The sequence below is a fragment of the Streptomyces sp. Ag109_O5-1 genome (genome assembly GCF_003814875.1).
Taxonomy (GTDB): Bacteria; Actinomycetota; Actinomycetes; order Streptomycetales; family Streptomycetaceae; genus Streptomyces; species Streptomyces sasae.
The window spans coordinates 9,663,467-9,685,508 of record NZ_RKQF01000001.1; the positions used below are offsets into that span (position 1 = coordinate 9,663,467).

Here is a 22,042-nt window from a genome sequence, read left to right on the forward strand (position 1 = left end):
CATTCGAGGAGGGACGCTTCGATGGGGGAGAAGGTCGTGGCGGGCCGGTTCGACCTGTCCGATCGCCAGCGGTACCGTGAAAAGCTGCGCAGCTGCCTGGCGGGGCTGGAGCGGCTGCTGGTGGAGAAGCGGTTCGATCGCCCCAAGAACCTGATGGGTGTCGAGATCGAATTGAATCTCGCCGGTACGGACGGTATGCCGAGAATGCTGAACGGTCAGGTTCTCGAACGTATCGCAAGCCGAGATTTCCAAACAGAACTCGCCATGTTCAACCTGGAAGTCAACATAGCCCCACACCGGCTCGGCGGCCGGGTATTCGACCGGCTCGCGGAAGAACTCCGGACCTCGCTGGCGTACGCCGACCGCAAGGCGGGCGAGGTGGACGCCGGGATTGTGATGACCGGCATTCTGGCGACGCTGGAGCGGGACGACCTGGTCTCCGCGAACCTCTCCGAGGTCGACCGGTACACCCTGCTCAACGATCAGATCGTGGCCGCCCGGGGCGAGGACTTCCTGATCGACATCGAGGGCGTCGAGCACCTCGTGTGCACGTCGAAGTCGATCGTCCCGGAGGCCGCCTGCACCTCCGTGCAGCTGCATCTCCAGGTCACCCCGGCCCGCTTTGCGGACGTGTGGAACGCGGCTCAGGCAGCCGTTGCCCCGCAGATCGCCGTCGGCGCGAACTCCCCTTTCCTCTTCGGCCACGAACTGTGGCGGGAGTCCCGCCCCCCGCTGTTCCTCCAGGCCACCGACACCCGCCCGCCGGAGCTCCAGGCGCAGGGCGTACGGCCGCGCACCTGGTTCGGCGAACGCTGGATCACCTCCGCGTACGAGCTGTTCGAGGAGAACCTGCGTTTCTTCCCGGCGGTCCTGCCGATCTGCGACGAGGAGGACCCGCTGGCCGTGCTGGACGCGGGCGGGGTGCCGAAGCTCGCGGAACTCGTCCTGCACAACGGCACGGTCTACCGCTGGAACCGGCCGGTCTACGGCATCGCCGACGGCGTCCCTCACCTGCGTGTCGAGAACCGTGTGCTGCCCGCCGGGCCGACCGTCACCGACGTGATCGCCAACGCGGCGTTCTACTACGGCCTGGTGCGGGCTCTCGCGGAGGAGAGCCGGCCGGTGTGGACGCGGCTGCCGTTCGCCGTGGCGGAGGCGAACTTCGACGCGGCGTGCCGCCACGGGATCGACGCACGTCTGGTCTGGCCGAGAAGGGGACGGTACGGCGGGGGTACGGCCGAGGTCGACGCGGTCACCCTGGTCCGCGACGAACTGCTGCCGCTGGCGGAGGCGGGGCTGGACGCGTGGGGGGTGGAGGCCGCGGACCGCGACCACTACCTCGGCGTGATCGACGAGCGCTGCCGGCGGAGGGCGAACGGGGCGTCCTGGCAGGCGGCGACGTTCCACCGGGCGCTGGAACAGGGGCTCTCGCGGCAGGCCGCGCTGGCCGCGATGACGCGGCGCTATGCCGAGCTGATGAATGCGGGGGAGCCGGTGCACACCTGGCCGGTGGGGTTGGTGGCGCCGGTGCTGACGGGATGAGGCAGCCGGGAGAACTGTCGCGCGGTGTGCGGGGTCCGGGAGGCCGCTGACCGTCGGCCCCGGACCGTGGCCCGCGGTGATGCCGCTCGGCGGTGGTGCCGCTCAGCGGTGGCGGCGCGTTCGACCAGGACGAAAGCGGCGGGCCGAGCACACCGCTCAAGGAACCTCGCCCGGGAGCCCGCCTCCCGGCAGGTGGCCGTACCGCGCTTCGGCAAGGTGATCTTCGCGCCCCCGGATCGCCGCCGCCGAGCCGTCGATCGCCGGCCTGGTACCGCTCGCCGCGAACACACAGCCGATGCATGAGGCGGCCGTCCGGGTGGCCCGCCCTCTCGCGGAGCCCGCCCCCGGCCCGAGCGCGGACGACGCGGTGCCGGCACCGATCCGGCAGGCCGCGCGGTGGCGAACCCTGAGCTCACGCCTGGCACCCCGTCGAAGCCGCTGCCACTGCGCCTCTGGCGGCGTGCCGGCGGCGGCGGACCCACCCTGGCCGAGTTGTGTGCGGCCGGGGGTCGGTGATGGCGGTTCGTAGCTGATCGGGCAAGCTGTGACGTCCCACGACGGTGGTGGCCCTCCCTGTCCCCCGGGAGTGCTCAGCTGGAGACAGGAGTGCAGGTGGAGGCGGAGTCGGTGGCCGATGCTTATCCCGTGGAGCGGCCCTCGCGGCGGGTGTTCAGAGACGAGACACTGCTCGTTCTGGGGCTTTCGCTCGGTGCGAGCGGAGTATCCGCTCTGATCAGCTTTGTCGGATCGGTCACCAAGCCGGGCGCCCTCAAGGACCAGGCGGCGACCCTCAACGCGTCGGCCGCGCCGGGCCGCCCTTGGCTGGATCTCTCCTGGCAGCTGTTCGACATCGCAGCCGCGCTCGTCCCTGTCGCCCTGGTCGCGCATCTGCTGCTGCGCGAGGGCGCGAGCCTGCGCACACTCGGCTTCGACCGCACCCGTCGCTGGCCCGACCTCGGGCGCGGGGCGGGGGTCGCGGCCGTGATCGGCAGCACCGGAATCGCCTTCTACCTCGCCGCCCGTGGCCTCGGCTTCAATCTCACGGTGGTGCCGGAGGCGCTGCCCGACGTGTGGTGGAAGTACCCCGTGCTGATCCTCTCCGCGATGCAGAACGCGATCCTGGAGGAGGTCATCGTCGTCGGTTACCTGCTGCGCCGGCTGGACCAGTTGGGGTGGAGTGCGGGCGCGGCGCTGGTGGCCAGTTCCGTACTGCGGGGGTCGTACCACCTGTACCAGGGCATCGGCGGCTTCCTGGGCAACATGGTGATGGGCGTGGTGTTCGTCTACCTGTACCGGCGGTGGGGCCGGGTCGGTCCGCTGGTCGTGGCGCATTCCCTCCTGGACATCGGTGCGTTCGTCGGCTACGCGCTGCTCGTCGGAAAGGTGGGCTGGCTGCCCACCGCGTGAGCGGTTCCGGCCCGAAATAACCCTCCGACGCTTAAACAAAAAGCAGTGCCGAATTTGCTCACAATGCCACCGGGTGGCGCCGTGCAATATGTCATCAATACTGCTTGTGGCTAAACGCGTTACTGGTTAGCCTGACGGCATGGTGGATACAACAGGGGAAATCTCACCCGCAGTCGAGCGGTTAGGCGATTCATTTTTCCAGGATCCCCAGGGCTTGTTCGCGCGGCTGCGTTCGTCGGCGCCGGTGACTCCGGTCATCACGCCCGAGGGCGTACGGGTCTGGCTCGTCACCCGGTACGAGGACGTGCGCGCCGCGCTGGCCGACCCCCGGCTGGCCAAGGACTGGGTGACGCACATGACGCCCGAAGACTTCGACATCAACGTGGACCCCGTGCAGGCGTATCTCGACCAGCACATGCTCAACCTCGATCCGCCCGACCACACCCGGCTGCGCCGCCTGGTGGTGAAGGCGTTCACGCCGCGCCGGACGGCCGGCCTGCGGCCGCGGATCCTGGACATCACCGCCGGGCTGGTGGACGCGATGGCGGACGGCCCCGACGAGACAGAGCTGATCGAGGCGTTCACGTTCCCGCTGTCGGTGACCGTGATCTGCGAGCTGATCGGCATCCCGGTGGGCGACCGGGAGTCGTTCCGCGAGTGGTCGGACACGCTGCTGTCCTCCCGGGGGACGCGCGAGGAGACCCGCGCCGCCGCCGTCGCCATGTACGAGTACTTCACGCACCTGGTCGCGGAGCGCAGACGGTCACCGGCGGACGACCTGCTCTCGGCGCTGATCGCGGCGCGGGACTCGGGTGACTCGCTGACGGAGCACGAGTTGCTCTCGATGATGTTCCTGCTCCTTGTCGCCGGGCACGAGACGATGCTGAACCTGATCGCGGGCGGAGTGCTGGCGCTGCTCACCCATCCCGCCGAGCTACGGCGACTGCGCGACGATCCTTCGCTGTTGCCGTCGGCGGTCGAGGAGCTGCTGCGGTACGCGAACCCGCTGAACCACGCGACCGAACGGTTCACCCTGGAGCCGGTGACCATCGGCGGCGCGACCATCCCCGCGAAGGAATGGGTCATGCTCGCGACGTCGTCCGCGAACCGCGATCCGTCCCGGTTCGCCGAAGCCGACCGTCTGGACGTGGGCCGGGACGCCGCGGGACACGTGGGCTTCGGACACGGGATCCACTACTGCCTCGGAGCGCCGCTGGCGCGGATCGAGGGCGAGATCGCCTTCGGGGCGCTGCTGTCCCGGTTCCCCGCGCTGGCGCTGGCGGTGCCCGAGTCGTCGCTGCGGTGGCGGTCCTCCAGCCTCATCCACGGCCTGGAGAACCTCCCCGTCCGGCTGCGCTGAGCCGGCGCCCCGTCCAGGCCGCCGGCTCGCCGTACCCGCGGCCGGCCGATACCCGGGACATCCCGGGTATCGGCCGGAACCGGCGCCGAGCCGCTGGGCGGTGACCCTATTCCTCCGCCGTCGCCGGCACCGGGCCGGACTCCCGCAGCCGTTCCCGCAGCACCGCTGCCACATCGGCGGGCGCCGAATGGTGGTAGAAGTGGCCGCCGTCGAACACCTGAAGCCGGAAGCCGGCCGACGTCAGACCGCCCCACGCGCTGAGCCTGTCCAGGCCGACACCGGGATCCTGGCGACCGCCCATCGCCGTGATCGGCACCCGTAGCGGACCCCGGTGCGGGACATAGGTCTCCCAGACCCTGAGGTCCGCGCGGAACAAGGGAAGCAGCAGCTGCACCAGCTCCGGCTGGGCGAGCACCTCCGGTGACGTGCCTTCCAGCTGATCGACCACCGCGATGAGCTCGTCGTCCGGCAGTCTGTGCAGGACCGGCCCCTCACGCGGCAGATGCGGAGCGCCCAGCCCCGAGACGAACAGGTGCCCAGGAGGCTTGCCGAGCGCGGACAGTTCATGCGCCAGCTCATAGGCGAGCAGCGCACCCATGCTGTGCCCGAACAAGGCGAAATCGTGCCCCGCGCGGCTCGCGAAGGGCTCCAGTAATTCGGCGACGAGTTCCGAAGCCGAAGGGAGCGCCGGCTCCCTGAAACGGTTTTCCCGTCCCGGGAACTGCACCGGTATCGCCTCGATGTCCGGGGCCAGCAATTCGGGCCAGTCACGATAGGCCGATGCCCCCGCCCCCGCGTGAGGCAGGCAGAACAACCGCACGGCATCCGTGTCCAGGGCCGGCGCGGGAGTGGCTTCCGCCCGGCAGGGAGGGAAACACGCCACATCGGCCGCCCGCGTCATGACCGCCCTTCCCCGGGCCGGGCGGCCGGAACGGTCCGCTGCCGGACGAGCCCGCCGATGCCGCGCGCCGTCGGGTCCTCGAAGAACTCACCCAGCGTCAAGTTCACACCGAAGCGCCTGCCCACCTGTGTGAGCAGGCGTATCGCGAGCATGGACTGCCCGCCGCTCTCGAAGAAGTTCTCCTCGCGCCCGAAGCTCGGCACGCCCAGCAGGTCCCCGATGAGGGTGGCGATCTCGCCGTCGAGAGTGCCGGCGTCCGGGCGCGCGTCGGCCTCCGCCCGGCGGTCGTCGCCATCCGCCTGAGACGCATCCGCCAAAGACGTCGAGGCCGCCGGGGAGGGCAGCTGCTCCCGGTCGACCTTCATATTGGCGTTCTTCGGCAGTTCGGGGAGGCGGACGAGCCGGGACGGCACCATGTACTCGGGCAGCCGGTCCCGCAGGAACGCCAGCAGTTCCCTCGTCTCCGGACTCGCTTCGCCTGCCCCCACGTAGTAACTGACGAGTGTCTTCTCCCCCGTCCGCGGGTCGGCGTCGGCGACCGTCACGGCTTCCCTGATGCCGGAGTGCAGCAGGAGCGTCGAGTCGACCTCGTTCATTTCGACACGGAAGCCCCGGATCTTGACCTGGAAGTCGGCACGGCCGAGGAAATCCAGCGAACCGTCCGGCAACTGGCACACCAGGTCTCCGGTCGCGTACATGCGCCCCTCCGGTTCCGTCGTGAAGGGGTCGGGAAGGAACCGCTCCTTGGTCAGGTCCGGACGGCCGAGGTAACCGCGCGCGACGCCGTCACCGCCGATGTAGAGCTGGCCGGGTGTGCCCGCCGGCTGCGGCCGCAGACTGTCGTCGAGCACATAGCAGGTCGTGTTCGAGACGGGGCGGCCGATCGGCACCCGCAACTGGCCCTCGGGCATCGGCGTGACACGGTGCGCGGTGCCGAGCGTCGTACATTCGGCGGGGCCGTACCCGTTGAGCAGGGTGCAGCCCGGCAGCGCGGCGACGGAGCCGGCCGGGCGGACCGCCATGACGTCCCCGCCGACCAGAACCTGGGAGACCGTGGCGAACGTCGAAGGGTCGTCGGCCGCAAGCTGGTTGAAGAGCGGTGTCGCTATCACCATGGTGTCGATGAGACGTTCACGCAGAGCGGTTGCCAGCCGGCCCGGTGAGAGCACGGTGTCCCGGTCGAACCCGATCAGTTCGCCGCCGTTGAGCAGCGCCCCCCACACCTCGATCGTGGCGGCGTCGAAGGCCGCGTTCGAGATCTGGGCCACCCGGTCTCCCGCCTCGAAACTGAGGTAGTCGGTGTTCCGGGTGCGCTGGACCACGTTGCGGTGGGTGATGCAGATGCCCTTAGGCGCGCCGGTCGAGCCCGATGTGTACACGACGTAGGCGAGATCGTCGGGGCCGCTGTCCCCAGCTGCCGGGACGTCGTGAGCGGTGTCGTCCCGTACGGCGTCCTTGAGGTGTTCGGCGACCGGGACCACGGGGATTCCCAGACCGCTCGGCTCGTCCGTGCCTGCTTCCGACAGCAGCGCCACGGGCTCGGACTCCTCCAGGATGGTGCGTAACCGGGAGACCGGGTGGGCCGGATCAAGAGCCAGATAGGCACCCCCGGCCTTGACGGTGGCCAGCATGCCCACGACGACACTGAGGTTCCGGTCGGCCTGGAACGCGACCAGCCGGTCGCGCCGCACGCCGAGTTCCCGCAGCCGCGCTGCCAGTGAGTTGGTGACCCGGTCGAGTTGGCGGTAGGTCAGTGTGACGGCCCCGTAAGTGACGGCCGGTGCGTCGGGAGAACGTGCGACGTGCTCTGCGAAGAGATCGTTCAGCGAACTGTCCCGGATATCGACGGTCTCCACACCAGATTCCGACATGAGCGTCCAGTCCTTTCTCGCTACCTGACTGATTGGCCGGCCGGCTGCCACAACGGCATGACGTTCCCGACCTTCTCGATCATTCCGTGACAGTAGGAGCCGCTGTGATCACGGCTCTGTGTCGGCATGAACGGATATTGCAGCCTCTTGTGATCGACCGTGAATGTGCCGTCCGCCGGAATCGAGTCGATCCGGATCGCATCGGTAAGCTCCGGCAGGTGTTCCGCGGGTACCTGTACCGTGTAGCTGCGAGGACCGAGATCCAGGAGGCGGAGCTCCTGGAAGCCTTCGGCGGGTACGTCCATGGGCGTGTTGCTGTACATGTAGGGGCGGTTGAGGAAGTCGATCTCGAACAGGGCCCGCACCTTGTCGTCGTCCCACCAGTCCTGGCCCTGCGCGAAACGCCGGACATGCTCGGTGAAGAGCTCCCTGTGCTCGTGCAGCACGGAATGGATGAAGAGGCCGTAGTTGTTCACGTCGTAGTAGTCGGCATCTTCGACGGAGCGCTCTATGTACGCGAGGATGGGGTCGTTCGGCCCCTGCTCGCGTAAGAATTCCGCGAAGGCGGAGAAGACGTCCTGGTAGCGTATCCCGGACTGCTTCACGAGATGGCGGATCACCGTACGGAGACTGCTCGGGTTGTGCAGCGCATGGAAGGCGTAGAAGTAGTACATGCCTTCGGTGAATTCCGCTACGGAGACCTCTCGCGTGCCGATGACGATCCGGGCCTCGGCGATGTCCCCGCCGGCCGGCCGGGTCAGTATCCCCATGGCGTCGGAGTGGTGATAGATGGGCGTGTTGTTGAGGAGCAGGTGAGGGTACGCGATTACGGTCTGCGCCTCGTTCTCGCACAGCGTGCCGACACCGCGCTTGAAGGAGTCGAGGGTCTCGCCCGGCAGTGGCCAGATGAGTTCGATGTAGGAGCTGATGCGCTTCTCGCGTAGATCTTCCTGGATCGCGGCGAAGGCGCTCAGCTTGATGTTCGAGCGGGAGATCAGATCGAGGCTGGTCGGTTCGAGGGTCTGGAGCGACACCGGCTGGGAGGCGATGAGGTTCGCGTCCTGGAAGATGCCGGTGATCTCCGTGACCGCCTTCGGCTTGTTCTTCGCCGCGGAGAAGTAGACGACGTTCGGGGCCCCGTGGTCCTGTGCGCAGTTCGTGATGTGCCGGGAGATGTCGACATCGCGGCTCAGCATTCCCCAGTTCGCGTCGGCGATGAAGAGGAAAAGTATCTCGTTCTTCGCCACCCACTTGATTTCCGCACGGACCCGCTCCTCGTCGAAGCGGTGCACCCGGTCGTTCGTGGCGGCGCCCCAGAAGCAGAATCCGCAGTGGTAGGGGCACCCGCGGTTCGTCTCCAGGATGGCGATGCTGTAGGCCGAGTCGAAGACTCCCGTCAGGAACGGCGAGGGAATGTCGTCCAGGCTGCTGATCCTCGCCTGCTTCGGTGTCGTCACCAGTTCGCCGTCGCGGTAGAAGCTGAGACCGTCGACTTCATGGAGCCGCGCACGCGCATCGGAGTCGGTCAACGAGAGGAGGTATTGCGAGAAGGTGATCTCCCCTTCTCCGTTGCAGATGACGGTCTGTTCGTCGGTCCTGCTGAGGTAGCGGCCGCCCTGGGACATCACCTGGGGGCCGCCGAGGATGATCTGGGCGTGCGGCCTTGCCTGCCGGACGGCCGCCACGACGGACCTCACCAGGCCCATGTTCCACACGTAGCAGCTGAAGGCGTACACATCGGCGGCCGCCCCGATCAGATTCCGGATGATCTCGGCCCGAGGTGTCCTGGCGACGGTCGTGTACCGCTCGAATCGATACTCGCTGCGAATCACCGAATCCGTCGTCGCGTATGCCTGGAGATAGCCGGAGGCCAGCGGTGTCATTCGCTCGAAAACGGAGAGTTCGATTAGCAGGACCTTCTTCAAATCGCTCACCCTTTCAGGAAATGGGAAGCACCTGGCGAGTGGCGCCGCCTGTGGCGACCGCTTGGAAACGGTCAGCGACGCTCCGGCGCCGGCGGAGGCGCGGCGCGGGCACGGAGCGGCTGGACGGGGTGCCGGAGGATGCTGCACGGGTCGGCGGCAATGGAAAGTCGGACGCCGGCGTTCGCGAGGATGAAGTGGGCGATGACGCCCGGCGGTCCGCTCAGCTAGGTCATCCGCGCTCGCGGGATCCGGCCGCGCGCAGGGACCGGGACGGAGCCGGACCGTCATGAAGAGCGGGGCGACCGCCATGGTGCATCGGATGGCCCGACGGCCCGCGGCACGGCATCCGTGAGGACGCGTGTGGTGACCGCGTTCGAACTGCCCCGGAGCGAGGCGGGCGTGATCACGGGTCCGACCGCACGAGCTGGCAACCCCGTTGACCGAGTATGTGTCACCTCCATTGGCCGACGAGCAGTGGATCAGTGACCGAAACATAAGCGGTGTATCGCCCAGTATGCTAGAGGACGCATGGCATGCTGGCGAAGGTGCCGAACTTAGTTCGGAAGATTGAGGCGGGAAGGGATCGCGCATGAACTTAGTTCGCTGCCGTTGCGGCTCCCGCCGGAAGATGGTCGGCGGATCGGCCGCGAGCCGCGCCCACGAGCGGCAGATCGCGCCATCGGCGCGCGGGAGCGGGCATGTCCGCCGCGCCCGTGGTGACCGGCGCGCCCCATCGTCCTGGTCGTTCCCGCTCCATATTCTTGACCGGGCGTCACCTTCTGCTCCCTCGTCTCTCCATGTGGACGAGTCGTGGTCACCGTTCGTGTGATGCCGTAAGCATGTACTGAGTTCAAGCAGCGAGAATTAAGCGGTGGGGGTGTTTCGGATGCTGTCATCACATGCCGATGGACTGCGATTCCGGGTATTGGGGCCGCTGGAAGTCTGGGCGGGCGGCAAAAGACTGCAACTGACGGCTCCGAGACTTCAGATCATATTGGGCACGTTATTACTCAAGCCCGACCGCGTGGTTTCCGTGGAGGACCTGGCGCACAGCATCTGGGAGGACCGGATGCCGGCCGATCCGCCCAATCAGATCGCCATCTGCGTCTCCAAGCTGCGCGGCCGCTTCCAGCGGACACGGACCGTGCGCGATCTGATCCTGACCCAGCCTCCCGGTTACCTCCTGACCACGCGGGATGCGGAGTTGGACACCCAGCGGGTGCTGGCCCTCAGGGTGCAGGCCGACGAGCTCGCCGCCGCCGGGGACCACGCCGAGGCGGTCGCCCGTCTCGACCGGGCGCTCGCGCAGTGGCGCGGTCCGCTGCTCGCGGGCATCACCCGGCAGGCCTGGCGCGCCGAGGCCCGCGTGTGGGAGGACACGCAGGTGGCGCTGCGGGTCAAGAAGGCCGACCTGCAGCTCGAACTCAAGCAGTACGAGGCGGTGATCGGCGAGTTATCGGCCTTCATCCAGGAGCATCCGTTCTTCGAGCGTCCGAGGGCTCAGCTGATGACGGCCCTGTACCGGTCGGGTCGGCAGGCGGACGCACTGCGCCTGTACCGCGACACCGGCCAACTGCTCGACGAGGCACTCGGCATAGCGCCGGGTACCGAACTGCAGCGACTGCATCAGGAGATCCTCAAGGGGGCCGCGCCGCCCGCCACCGAGGCCCCACAGGTCGCGCTGGTGTCCGCCCCGTCCGTGCCCGCGTCCCCGTCGGCCGCCGGACCGTGCCTGCTCCCTCGTGACGTCGGGGAATTCGTCGGGCGCGAGGCGGAGATGGCCAACCTCGTCGAATATCTGAGGCCCGAGGGCAGGCATGTGCCCATCGTCGAATTGGTGGGTGCCGGCGGCACCGGCAAGACAACCCTTGCCATTCACGTCGGGCATCAGCAGCGGAAAAATTTCCCGGACGGACAGCTCTATGTCGACCTGCGGGGGCTCGACAGGGACACGGTCAGTCCGGAGGAGGCACTCGCCCGATTTCTTCGCGAGCTGGGAATTCCGGTGTCCGACATTCCGGAGGGGCTGGACCAGCGTGCCGAGAAATTCCGCGCACTGCTGACCGACAAGCGCGTGCTCATCATTCTGGACAACGCGTCCGACGCCGCCGGTATCCGCCCCCTGCTGCCCGGGACGGGCGGCTGCGCCGTCATCGTGACGAGTCGCTCCCGGGTCGCCGCGTCGTTCTCCGCCCAGGTGGTGGAGCTCGGGGGGCTGCCCACGGAACAGGCCCTGGAGTTGCTGTACCGCAGCTCGGAGCGCGAACGCTCCGACGCCGACCGGGACGCCGCGCTCCGACTGGTCGACTACTGCGGCAACCTGCCCCTCGCGGTGGCCATCGTCGGCGCCAAGCTGGCGGCCAAACCGCACCGGACGATGGGCCGTCTCGCGGAGCGGCTCGCGGACGAACGGCGCAGGCTCGACGAACTGGTGCACGACAGCCTGGCCGTCCGCACCACCTTCGAGCTCTCCTACGACGGCATCAGCACCGACGCCCAGGTGCTGCTGCGCCGGCTGTCCCTGCTCGCCGTACCGGACTTCGCGGACTGGCTCCCCCCGCACCTGGTGGACCTGGGCTGGGACGAAGCCGAGGATCTGGTCGAGGAGTTGGTGGACGCCCGGCTCGTCGAGGTGACGGGACGGGACCGGGCGGGCCAGCTCCGCTACCGCCTCCACGATCTGGTCCGGTTGTTCGGGGCCGAGCGGGCCGACGGCACGGAACCGGAGTCCCAGCGCCGCGCCGCGGTTCAGCGCACAGCCCTCGCCGCTCTCGCCCGGGCCGACGCGGCTCACCGCACCCTCTGCGGCGGTGACTACTCCGTCGTGCGCAGCGGTACGGCGGGCTTCGACGGCGACAACGCCTTCACCGAGTACGAGGACACCGACCCCCTGCTCTGGTACGAGGCCGAGCGCACCACCCTGACCACTCTGGTGCGGCAGGCTGCCGGACACGGGTTTGACAACGTTGCATGGGACCTCGCCGCGGTGTGCCGCTGCCTTTTCAGCACCCGCGGGCACTACGAGGACTGGCTGACGACCCATCAGCACGCGCTGGGCGCCGTGCGCACGGCCGGCAACCGCAAGGGCGAGGCCGCACTGCTCCTCGGCCTGGGTGATCTGCACCTGGACAAGGGCGACTTCACCCGGGCGGCCGTCCTGCTGGACCAGGCTCACACGAGGTTCACGGAGGTGGGGGAGGACTACGGTGCCGCGCTCGCGCTGCGCAGCGCGGCCCGCGTGGACCGGATCCTCGGCCGCTACGAGCAGGCGCTGGAGCGCTGGCAGGAGTGTCTGCCCGTGCTCACGGCCCATGGGGACCTGGAGGCCCGGACCCAGGTGCTGAGCTGGCTCGGCCTGACCCTGCTCGAACTGCGGGATCCGGAAGGCGCCGAACCCTATCTGCGGCAGGCCGAGGAGGCCACCCGCGGCTTCGCCGGCAGAGTGGCTGGGCAGGTGCGGCTGGCCCTCGCCGATCTGCTGCGTGAGCAGCGCCGACCGCAGGAGGCGGAGGCCGAGTACGTCCGGGCCCGGGAGCTGGCAGAGGCGCTGGGCGATGTCTTCGGCATCGGTTACGCCGACTTCGGCCTCGGCGTCGTGGCGCTGGAGAGGGGGCAGCACACCGAGGCCCGTCGGCTACTGAGCACATGCCTGCAGTCGGCACGTGCGGTGGGCGATCCACTGCTGGAGGCGCTCAGCACGTTCTGTCTGGCCGGCGCGAACGGGCACGACGGCAGGCTCGACGAGGCCGAGCGACAGCTGCTCCAATCCGCCGCGATCTACCGCGACCTGGGCTCGCCCGTACGTTACGCGCGTTGCCTGGACGCCCACGCGAGGGTGATCGACCAGCAGGGCGGAGACGCGGCCGAGGCGGTCGGCCTCCGTTCCAGGGCGGCGGCCGTGGTGGCCGGCACGGGCTCGCCCCTTGCGGTCAGGGCCTTCGACCGCAAGGCGGGCTCTCGCTACTCGCTCGTCCTGTGACCGTCGGCCCCGACGGCCCGGTATTTCCGTTCGATTTCCATCCGATGTCAGAGGAAACATGCAGGTCGGAAGGGTTTTTGAGGGTGTGTGACACCGTTGGGCAAGTTTCTTGCCGCTCACGGCCGACATCGGAAAGGATGGGTGACAGCGGCGGGTTCCACCGGGACGACGGTGTCTCGAAGGTGTCGGACCGCAGGCTCCCCACACCTCCTTTCCGCCGCTTCCTTCTCCCGAATGTCACCGTCGGTCATCCGGTCCTTGTCGTGGGCCCGAACACTGACCAAACATCCATGAATCTCACCATTTGAGATTGCTTTCGAGAACAGTTTGATCAGGGCGGCGCCCCATCCATGCACCCGTCCATACTGGACAGAGAAGGTCAACGTGGAGCAGCAAGACAACGTCGCAGTCGAGTCAGCCATCCGGATCGATGACTTCCGTGAAGTGATCGATTCTCTGGACCTGCAGATCATAGAACTCATCAAGCGCCGACGGGATCTCTCCTCCCAGATTCAGCAGCAGCGTATACGTGAGGGCGGCACTCGCACCGTTCTCTCCCGCGAAAAGATTATTCTCGACCGTTATGCGGCCGGTCTCGGGTCCGAAGGGACCGCTCTTGCCCTCAATATCCTGAGTCTTTGTCGGGGCCGGATTCCCAGGGCCGCGGCCGAGGCGGGTGGCGACCCCCGGGGCGCGGCGTGAAGGCGCCGGCGGCCCTCACGGCACGCCTCGGCGACATCTCGTTCCTCAACTGCGCACCCATTCGCTGGGGCCTCGCTGACAGCGGGGCGGTCCGCGACGTCGGCCTGGTCTCCGCGCCGCCGGAGCGGCTTGCCGAAGACCTGCTGTCGGGCGCCGTGGACATCAGCCCGATCAGTCTCGTCAGATATCTGCGGCACACCGAGGACCTGTGTCTGCTGCCGGGGCTCGCGATCGGCAGCGACGGCCCGGTGGGCTCGTGCCACATCGTCTCGCGTGACCCGCTGGGAAGCCTGGACGGACGCCTGGTCGCGCTCTCCGAGACCAGCCGCAGCACCGCCCTGCTGGCCAGGATGCTGCTGGAGGACGCCATCGGTGTGCGCCCCGTGTACCGCACCCTGCGGCAGGACCTGGACGGGATGCTCGGCACGGCTCGGGCCGCCGTGGTCATCGGGGACGACGCCCTGCGGGTGCGGGCCGAGGTGCCGCCCGGCCTGACCGTCCACGACACCGGCGCCATGTGGCGCGACTGGACCGGTCTGCCCATGGTCTTCGCGGTCTGGGCGGTGCGCCGGGAATTCGCCGAGGCGCGCCCGGACGCGGTGCGCGACGTGCGGGCCGCACTCACCGACGCAGTCGCGCGAGCCCGTCGCCACCCCGTCGAGGTGGCCGCGGCAGCGGCGCGCGAGTCGCACCGGAGCCGGGCCGGCGCGCTGGAGGTGCCCCTGCTGCTCGACTACTACCGGCTGCTCGACTACTCGCTCGGCGAGCGCCAGCTGGCCGCCATACAGGAGTTCGCCGAACGCGCCGCCGCTCGTGGCGAGGTGCCCGCTCCCGCGTTCACGCGCATAACGATCCACGGAGGGTTGACATGATCCGTCACATCGTGCTCTTCAAGTTCAAGACCGGAATCTCCTGGGACGATCCGAGGGCGCAGGAAGCGGAACGCTTCGCGGTCAAGGTGGGCAGCGAGGTGCCCGAACTCCGTGAATGGATCCCCGGTCGCAACATATCGACCCGCCCCGTCGCGCACGATTACGCGGTGATCGGTCTCGTGAGTGACGAGGAGGCGCTGGAGCGCTATATGGTGCACCCGTTCCACCAGGAGGCGATCCGGCTGTGGCGAGAGATCAGTGACTGGGTCATCGCCGATCTCGAAGAATAACAACAGGACAACTCAGAGCAAATATCCGGCAGATTTATATTTGCGTCAGTTAATGCATGGAATGGTAGGGAAAGACTGTGACTGCTCAGTACGAGAAGTGCGCCTTCGTCGTCGAGAAGGACCTGGCTGCCGGGCTCGCGATGAACACGGTGGCGGCGCTCTCGATGTCCGTCGGCCGGTTTGTCGACGGGATCATCGGCGACGCCGTCAAGGACGCCGACGGCGAGGCGCACATCGGCATCACGGCGATCCCGCTGCCCATCCTGAAGGGCGAGACGACGGACCTGCGGGACATCGTGCTGAAGGCGGCCGGCATGCCCGACGTCTTCGTGGTCGACTTCACCGCGGTCGCGCAGTCGTCGCGAAGCTACGACGAGTACACCCGCCGCACCGCCGAGGCGGCCACCGCCGAGCTGCCGTACATCGGAGTCGCCGTCTGTGGCAGCAAGAGCGCGGTGAACAAGCTCACCGGCAGCCTGCCGTTGTACCGCTGACGCAACCGACACGAGGGAAGCATGTTCACCGTCTTCAACGAAGAACTCGCCAAGGAAGCCCGCGAGATACGCGATCGGCACCAGGCGTTCGCCGCCGGCCGATGGACCGATGCCGAGCTCGCCGACCACCAACTCCGCGAATTCCGCCGCACGGTGGCGTACGTGAAGGCGAACTCGCCGTTCTACGCACGCCACCTGGCCGCCGTCGACCCCGACTCCGTCACCGCCGCGACTCCCGGGCAGCTCGCCTCCGTACCGTTCACGACCAAGGACGACCTGCGGCGCGAGTTCGAGAACGTGCTCTCGCTGCCGCTGTCCAAGGCCTGGATCTTCTACGAGACCACCGGCACCACCGGCCGGAGCACGCCCTGCCCGCGGAACAACACCGACTCGCTGCACAACAACACGGCGCTGACGGTGTACTACGACACGATCTTCCGGCAGTTCGGCGACGAGCAGGTGATCGGCGTCTCCGGGCCGACCGAGCTGCACGCCTTCGGGGACACCTTCGGCGATGTCTGCCGCAACCTGGGACACGCGGTCGCCAAGATGTGGCCGCACTCGCCGATGGTCGGATACGACCGCGCGCTGGAGACCCTGCGCGTGCTTCCGGCCACCGGTCTGTTCAGCACCCCCGGCATGGCGCTGTCGCTGGCGAAGAAGGCGTACGCGGCCGGTCTCCACCCGCGGCGCGACTTCCGCCTCGACGTCCTGATGTGCACGGGTGAACTCGCCTCTCCCAGCCTCCTCGACAACATCGGCGAGGTGTGGGGCGCCAAGGTGTACAACGCCCTCTACGCCTCGCAGGAGGCCTCCGTGATGGGCGCGGCCGGTGCCGACGGCACGCTGTACACCGCCCCCCTGCTCAACCTGTACGAGGTGATCGACCCGGACACCGGGCTCGCGGTCGAGCCGGGACCCGACGGCGTGCGCACCGGCGAACTCGTCGTCACCTCCCTCTACCAGGGCAGCAAGCCGCTGGTGCGCTACCGCACGGGTGATCTGGTCCGGTTCGGCCCCGCCGCCGGGGACCGCACGCTGCCCGCGCCCACCCTGGAGGTGCTCGGCAGGACCCGGGACACCCTGCTGATCGGCGGCAACCGGATCAGCGGCTACGACCTCGAGGAACTGCTGTTGACCCACCCCCGCGGCTACCTCGACTACCAGATCGTCATCGACGCGGTCGACGGCCGGGACGAGCTGACCCTCCACTTCGAGACACCTCCCGACGGCGAAGGCGTGCGGATCGACGAGAAGGCAGTCGCGGGAGCCGTGCGTGAGCGGCTCGACGTCCCGGTCCGGTTCGAGTACGGCCCGCTCGGCGGCGTCACCACGACCGGCGCCATGGTCAGCTGGAAGGCCGCGAGGGTGGAGGACCGGCGCCCCGCCGCTCCGGACGCCGAGCGGGCCGCCGCACTCGCCGTGGCCGGCGGGAGGGCCCAGTGACCAGCGCCGTAGCGACACCCACGGGCGCGCAGGCGCCGGCCGTCGCGGCGCTGGCCTACCACGACGGGGAGTTCGTGCCGCTGGAGCAGGCCCAGGTGCCCGTCACCACCCAGGCACTCCAGTACGGCACGGGCGTCTTCGAGGGCATCCGCGCCTACGCCCAGGCGGACGGCGGCCTCGCCGTCTTCCGCGGCCGTGACCACTATCTGCGCTTCCTCAGGAGCTCGCGGACCCTGCGCATCGACGTGGGACTGGACGCGGAACAGCTGTCGGAGGTGACCGCGGAACTGCTGCGCCGGATCGGGGCGAGCGAGGACACCTACGTCCGCCCGCTGGCGTACAAGCGCTCGCTGCTGCCCGGGACGCCGCCCGGCGTCCAGCTCCAGGGCGTGTCGGACGCGCTGTCGATCAACGCCTTCAGGATGGGCTCGTACACCGACCGCGCCGGGATCCGGGTCGCGATCAGCTCGTGGCGCAGGCCGGAGTCCGGTGTCCTCCCCGTCCGTGCGAAGGTCACGGGGGGCTATGTCAACAACGCGCTCGCCGTGGACGAGGCGCGGGCCGCCGGCTACGACGATGCCATCCTGCTCAACAGCCGTGGCCAGGTGGCCGAGGCCAGCACGTCCAACGTGTTCGCCGTCGTCCGCGGGCGACTGGTCACCCCGCCGCTCAGCGCCGATCTGCTCGAAGGCATCACGAGGGACACGGCGGTCACCCTGGCCGCCGACCTGCTGGATGTCGGAACCGACTTCACCGACCTCGGCCGCGACGACCTGTGCAACGCCGACGAGGTGTTCCTCACCGGCACCGGCGCGGAGATCGTGCCGGTGACCGAGATCGGCGGCCGCCCGGTCGGGGAGGGCACCCCCGGACCGCTCACCACCGCTCTGATGACCGCATACCACAAGGTCGTCCGAGGTGACGACCAGCGCTATCGCCACTGGCTCCAGCCCGTCCGGCCCGCCGCGGCCCGACCATCAGCAACTGGGGGAACAACATGATCCAGACGGCAGGTTGGATAGACACCGAACTGTCCTCGGGCCCGTCGGTCCGGACCATCGGCACGCTGGGCCCCGCCGGTACCAGCAGCGAGCAGGCGGCCCTGTACCTCTGGGCGGACCGCGCCCCCGAGGGACCGCCCGCCATCCGCCTCTACGACTCCTACGAACAAGCCGGCTCGGCGCTGCGCCTGGGTGCCGTCAGCCACGTCGTGATAGCCAACGCGTACGCGTCGGTGCACAGCTTCTACATGGACCCCTCGCTGCGGTTCGCGGGGGCGTTCCTCTTCGACACCCCGCACTACGGCATCGCCGTCTCGCCGGGCCACCGCATTCCCGGCGCGGCCCGGGTCGCCACCCATCCGGCACCGGAAGCACTGGTCGAGGAACTCCTCCCGGACGAGTACTCGGTGGCGGAGATCCGCTATGCCGCCTCCACCAGCGCGGCCGCCGACAAGGCCCGCCGCAGGGAGACCGACCTCGCCCTGACCACACAGCCGGCGGCCAAGGCCAACGCGCTGGAATTCATCTCCCGTACCCGGCCGATCCGCATGCTGTGGTCGGTCTTCACCCTCGCCGGTGCGGACTCCTGAAGGAAACAGGTACCCCCATGCTGCTGATCGACCGCGCCACGGTCCGTGAGCTCTATCCGGTCGAACGCGCCATGCCGGTGATGGCGGAGGCCATGCGCCGGTACAGCGGCGGTCAGGTGGAACTGCCGCTGCGGACCATCCTCCGCCCGGAGAAGGACACCGGCCTGCTGGGCACCATGCCGGGCTTCGTCGCCGGGGAGGACCTGGCGGGGTACGGGCTGAAGGCCATGGTGCTCAAGCCCGAGAACCCGGCGCGCGGCCTCGACCTGCACATCGGGGTCGTCCTGGTCTTCGATCCTGGGACGGGCGCTCCGCTGGCGATGATGGACGCGGGAGCGGTGACCGCGGTGCGCACCGCCGCGGTGTCCGGCGTCGCCACCGAGGCGCTGGCGCGGCCGGACGCGGGCGATCTCGCCGTGCTCGGCTCCGGGGTGCAGGCCCGCAGCCACCTGGAGGCCATGCACCTGGTCAGGCCGCTGCGCCGGGTCCGGGTGTGGAGCCGTACCGCCGAGAACGCCGAGGCCTTCCGTGTCTGGGCGGACAAGGAGCTGGATGTCGAGGTGGAAACCATGGCCACTCCGGCGGCGGCGCTGGCCGGGGCGGACCTGGTGTGCACCACGACGGCCACCAGGGAACCCGTCGTCCAGGCGGCGGACCTCGCGCCCGGGGCGCATGTCAACGCCGTCGGCGCGTCCTTCATCGACCACCGTGAACTGTCCTCCGAAGCCGTGGCCGGCGCGTCCTTCTTCGTCGACAGCCGGGAATCGGCGCTCGCCGAGTCCGGCGATCTGCGGGCGCCGCTCACCGAGGGCCTGGTGGGGCCCGGCCACATCCGGGGCGAGCTGGGCGAAGTGCTCCTCGGTACCCGGCCGGGCCGCCGGGAGCGGACGGAGATCACCGTCTTCAAATCGCTCGGCCTCGGCGTGCAGGACATCATGTCCGGCTTCGCGGTCGCCGAGGAGGCCGCAGCCCGGGGGCTGGGACGGACCTTCGAACTCGACTGACCCGCATCGGGAAACCACAGAGGAGCACGACAGGAATGAGCTCTCTTTCGCCCTCGCCGCGTGTCGTGCTCGACGGCATACCGGCCTATGTCCCCAAGCCGCCGCAACCGCCCGCCACGGGCGTCTCGCACCGGCTCTTCCTCAACGAGAACCCGTATCCGCCGCTGCCTTCGGCACTCGCGACGATCTCCTGGGCCGCTTCGCAGACCAACCTCTACCCGGGGATCTTCCCGGAACAGCTGACCGACGCCCTCGCCCGCAAGCTGGACGTGCCGCTCTCGCATGTCGTCACCGGTCCGGGCTCCGTCGGCATCTACCAGCAACTCGGCCAGGCCATGCTCTCGCCGGGCGACGAAGTGGTCTATGCCTGGCCTTCGTTCGAGGCCTTTCCCATCGTCGTGCGGATGGCCGGCGCCGTTCCGGTCGAGGTGCCGCTCACCGACGAACTCCACGACCTGGAGGCCATGGCCGCCGCCATCACACCGCGGACCACCATGGTGCTGCTCTGCGAACCCAACAACCCCACGGGGACCGCCGTCGGGGCCGCCGAGCTCAAGCGGTTCCTGGACCGGGTGCCGGGCCATGTCCTGGTGGTGCTGGACGAGGCCTACTTCGAGTTCTGCCAGGGGCCGGACGCGCCGGACGGGGTGGAACTCCACCGTGACCGGCCCAACCTGGTGGTGCTGCGCACCTTTTCGAAGGCCTACGGGCTGGCCGGGCTGCGGGTCGGCTACGGCGTGGCCCACCCCGAGATCGCCGAGGCCCTGCGCAAGTGCGCCGTGCCGTGCGGAGTGAGCCGGATCGCGGAGCAGGCGGCCCTGGCGGCACTGGACGCGGAGTCCGAACTCTTCGACCAGGTGGACAGGATCACCGCCGAACGGGAGCGGCTGCGGGAGGCCCTCGGCCGGCAGGGCTGGAGCATCCCGCCGGGCGCGACCAACTTCCTCTGGATGCCGCTCGGCGACGACTCCGACCGGGTCGCCGCCGCACTCGAGCGGCGCGGACTGCTGGTGCGCAACTTCTCCGGTGACGGACTGCGGATCACCGTCGGCCGCCCGGAGGCGAACGATCTGCTGATCGAGACGCTGAAGGGCCTCACATCGGTTCGATGACGTTCTTCCGCAGGTGTCCGTAGACCACCGAGGTGCGTACGTCCGCGAGTTCCTTTCGTTCGGTCAGCTTGTCCAGGACCACCGAATGCAGATGGTCCATGTCGCGAACCGCCGCGTGCAGGAGGAAGTCGTCGTTGCCCGTCAGCACGAAGACCGCTATCACCTCGGGCATCCGCGCCACGAACGCCTGGAACCGCTCGATGACCGTACGCGTCGGCGGCCGCACCTTGACGGCGATGATCGCCTGGAGCCCCCGGCCGAGCGCGGGGAGGTCGACCTCCGCGTGGAATCCGAGCAGTACACCGCGGTCACGGAGGGAACGCACCCGCTCCAGGCAGGTGGAGGGGGCGATGCCCAGCTCCTGAGCCAGGTCACGGTTGGTGCGCCGACCGTCTTGCTGCAGCAGCCGCACCAACGCCGAATCTAGTTCATCCATATTCCGTCAAGCTCCACACTCGCCGAATTATATTCGGCCACTGTGCCATATTCCCGGACCCATTGCTAGTGTGTTTGCACCGGCGCCGTTCAAGATTCGCTCCTGTGATATGCGGGCCGGACGGTGTCGGGGTGTTCGTAAGGGAAGGGGTGTGTGGGGTGGACGAGCGGAAGAGCCGGACCTTGGCGATCTGTTCGGTCGTGGCGGCCGCGCTGTTCTGGAGCAGCTCGTACGCGGTGACCAAGGAGGTGCTGGCGGACGTCGGGCCGCTGACCATCGGGGCCATCCGCTTCACCATCGCCGCCGTGCTGCTCGCGGTCATGGTGCGCTTACGCCGCAACCCGGTCGCGCGGCCGGATGCCCGCCAGCGACGGATGATCTATCTGAGCGGCCTGCTCGGCATCACGGTCTACTTCGTGCTGGAGAACATCGGCGTCGAGCTGTCGACCGCCTCCGACGCCTCCCTGATCGTCGCGTCCTATCCGCTGATGACCATGCTCATGGAGCTGGTGGTCTTCCGGAGCAGGATGCCGCTGATCCGGGTCGGCGGTGTGCTGCTGGCCACGGCCGGCGCCTTCCTGGTCGTACGCAACGGCGCGGAAGTCGGAGGCGCGGCACGCTGGTTCGGCGATGTCCTGCTGCTGCTCGGCGGCCTGGTCTGGGGCGGGTACAACGTGCTGGTCAAGCAGGCGGGCCGCGGACAGGACGCCGTCAACCTCACCTTCTACCAGACCGTGGCCGGCGCCGCCGGCTTCCTGCTCGCCTCGCTCCTGGAGGTCGGGGACTGGAAGATGCCGGACGCCACGACCTCGGTGCTGCTCGGCTATCTGGCCGTGGCGTGTTCCGTCGGAGGCTTCCTGCTCTACAACTACGGCCTGCGCCGGATGACTTCCAGTGTCGCGGTCAACATCCTCAACCTGGTACCGGTGTTCGGTGTGCTCGGGGCCGTGGTGATCAACGGAGAGACGGTCCGGCTCGCGCAGGTGTTCGGCGGCGTGATCATCATCGCCGGTGTGGCACTGGGGCTCGTGGAACGCCGCACGGTCGCCGAGAAGGCCGCGGTTCCGGAGCCGACCCCGGTGGGCGAGCGCGCCTGAGGGAACCGGTGGG

Annotated in this window: 18 protein-coding genes; 14 read left to right on the top strand and 4 right to left on the bottom strand. The window is 68.8% G+C overall.

Annotation, left to right across the window (positions count from 1 at the left end; genetic code table 11):
* The first annotated feature begins 21 nt into the window (after positions 1-21).
* The 3 genes from EDD90_RS44040 (at position 22) to EDD90_RS44050 (ending at position 4,309) form a co-directional block, all read left to right on the top strand.
* Positions 22-1,542 (top strand): glutamate--cysteine ligase, encoded by a 1,521-nt coding sequence (locus EDD90_RS44040; RefSeq protein WP_123978663.1) that lies wholly within the window; start codon positions 22-24, stop codon positions 1,540-1,542.
* 606 nt (positions 1,543-2,148) lie between these two features.
* Complete coding sequence (locus EDD90_RS44045; protein ID WP_123978664.1) at positions 2,149-2,949, top strand: CPBP family intramembrane glutamic endopeptidase; 801 nt, start codon at positions 2,149-2,151, stop codon at positions 2,947-2,949.
* A gap of 214 nt (positions 2,950-3,163) precedes the next feature.
* Positions 3,164-4,309, top strand: coding sequence for a cytochrome P450 (locus EDD90_RS44050; RefSeq protein ID WP_260328485.1), 1,146 nt, complete (start codon positions 3,164-3,166; stop codon positions 4,307-4,309).
* A 106-nt stretch (positions 4,310-4,415) separates the two neighbouring features.
* Here the strand turns inward: EDD90_RS44050 and EDD90_RS44055 are convergent, their stop codons facing one another.
* From EDD90_RS44055 to EDD90_RS44065, 3 genes are read right to left on the bottom strand one after another with little or no spacing between them, the layout of a single operon-like run.
* Positions 4,416-5,210, bottom strand: a complete 795-nt coding sequence (locus tag EDD90_RS44055; RefSeq protein ID WP_123978666.1) for a thioesterase II family protein — start codon at positions 5,208-5,210, stop codon at positions 4,416-4,418.
* Positions 5,207-7,081 (bottom strand): non-ribosomal peptide synthetase, encoded by a 1,875-nt coding sequence (locus tag EDD90_RS44060; protein ID WP_123978667.1) that lies wholly within the window; start codon positions 7,079-7,081, stop codon positions 5,207-5,209. Before EDD90_RS44060 ends, EDD90_RS44055 begins: the two co-directional genes overlap by 4 nt.
* A 20-nt stretch (positions 7,082-7,101) precedes the next feature.
* Positions 7,102-9,015 carry a cobalamin-dependent protein gene (locus tag EDD90_RS44065; RefSeq protein WP_185149436.1) on the bottom strand — a complete coding sequence of 638 codons (1,914 nt, stop codon included), beginning with the start codon at positions 9,013-9,015 and terminating at the stop codon, positions 7,102-7,104.
* Between the two features lie 1,015 nt (positions 9,016-10,030).
* Here EDD90_RS44065 and EDD90_RS44070 point away from each other — a divergent pair.
* The 10 genes from EDD90_RS44070 to EDD90_RS44115 all read left to right on the top strand — a co-directional run bounded on the left by EDD90_RS44070 (position 10,031) and on the right by EDD90_RS44115 (position 20,496).
* Entirely contained in the window at positions 10,031-12,985 is a 2,955-nt protein-coding gene (locus EDD90_RS44070; protein ID WP_185149437.1) for a BTAD domain-containing putative transcriptional regulator, read from the top strand.
* Between the two features lie 384 nt (positions 12,986-13,369).
* Positions 13,370-13,687, top strand: coding sequence for a chorismate mutase (locus EDD90_RS44075; RefSeq protein ID WP_123978670.1), 318 nt, complete (start codon positions 13,370-13,372; stop codon positions 13,685-13,687).
* On the top strand, positions 13,684-14,559 hold the full coding sequence (locus EDD90_RS44080) for a menaquinone biosynthetic enzyme MqnA/MqnD family protein (protein ID WP_123978671.1): 876 nt from the start codon (positions 13,684-13,686) through the stop codon (positions 14,557-14,559). The genes EDD90_RS44075 and EDD90_RS44080 overlap by 4 nt, the downstream gene beginning before the upstream one ends.
* Positions 14,556-14,849 (top strand): Dabb family protein, encoded by a 294-nt coding sequence (locus EDD90_RS44085; RefSeq protein ID WP_123978672.1) that lies wholly within the window; start codon positions 14,556-14,558, stop codon positions 14,847-14,849. The genes EDD90_RS44080 and EDD90_RS44085 overlap by 4 nt, the downstream gene beginning before the upstream one ends.
* 77 nt (positions 14,850-14,926) lie before the next feature.
* Positions 14,927-15,343: a DUF2000 domain-containing protein gene (locus tag EDD90_RS44090; protein ID WP_123978673.1), complete on the top strand. Its 417-nt coding sequence runs from the start codon at positions 14,927-14,929 to the stop codon at positions 15,341-15,343.
* A 21-nt stretch (positions 15,344-15,364) separates the two neighbouring features.
* Positions 15,365-16,789, top strand: a complete 1,425-nt coding sequence (locus EDD90_RS44095; protein ID WP_123978674.1) for a phenylacetate--CoA ligase family protein — start codon at positions 15,365-15,367, stop codon at positions 16,787-16,789.
* Positions 16,786-17,790, top strand: coding sequence for a branched-chain amino acid transaminase (locus EDD90_RS44100; RefSeq protein ID WP_123978675.1), 1,005 nt, complete (start codon positions 16,786-16,788; stop codon positions 17,788-17,790). Before EDD90_RS44095 ends, EDD90_RS44100 begins: the two co-directional genes overlap by 4 nt.
* Entirely contained in the window at positions 17,787-18,380 is a 594-nt protein-coding gene (locus EDD90_RS44105) for a prephenate dehydratase domain-containing protein (protein WP_123978676.1), read from the top strand. The genes EDD90_RS44100 and EDD90_RS44105 overlap by 4 nt, the downstream gene beginning before the upstream one ends.
* Positions 18,381-18,397: 17 nt before the next feature.
* Positions 18,398-19,384, top strand: coding sequence for an ornithine cyclodeaminase family protein (locus EDD90_RS44110; protein ID WP_123978677.1), 987 nt, complete (start codon positions 18,398-18,400; stop codon positions 19,382-19,384).
* A gap of 35 nt (positions 19,385-19,419) precedes the next feature.
* The gene (locus tag EDD90_RS44115) at positions 19,420-20,496 is read left to right on the top strand and encodes a histidinol-phosphate transaminase (RefSeq protein ID WP_123978678.1); all 1,077 of its coding nucleotides are present in this window, start codon (positions 19,420-19,422) and stop codon (positions 20,494-20,496) included.
* Here EDD90_RS44115 and EDD90_RS44120 read toward each other — a convergent pair.
* Positions 20,480-20,932 (bottom strand): Lrp/AsnC family transcriptional regulator, encoded by a 453-nt coding sequence (locus tag EDD90_RS44120; RefSeq protein ID WP_123978679.1) that lies wholly within the window; start codon positions 20,930-20,932, stop codon positions 20,480-20,482. The genes EDD90_RS44115 and EDD90_RS44120 overlap by 17 nt on opposite strands.
* Positions 20,933-21,090: 158 nt before the next feature.
* Between EDD90_RS44120 and EDD90_RS44125 the strand changes: the two genes are divergently transcribed.
* Positions 21,091-22,029: a DMT family transporter gene (locus tag EDD90_RS44125; protein ID WP_123978680.1), complete on the top strand. Its 939-nt coding sequence runs from the start codon at positions 21,091-21,093 to the stop codon at positions 22,027-22,029.
* Positions 22,030-22,042 lie beyond the last annotated feature (13 nt).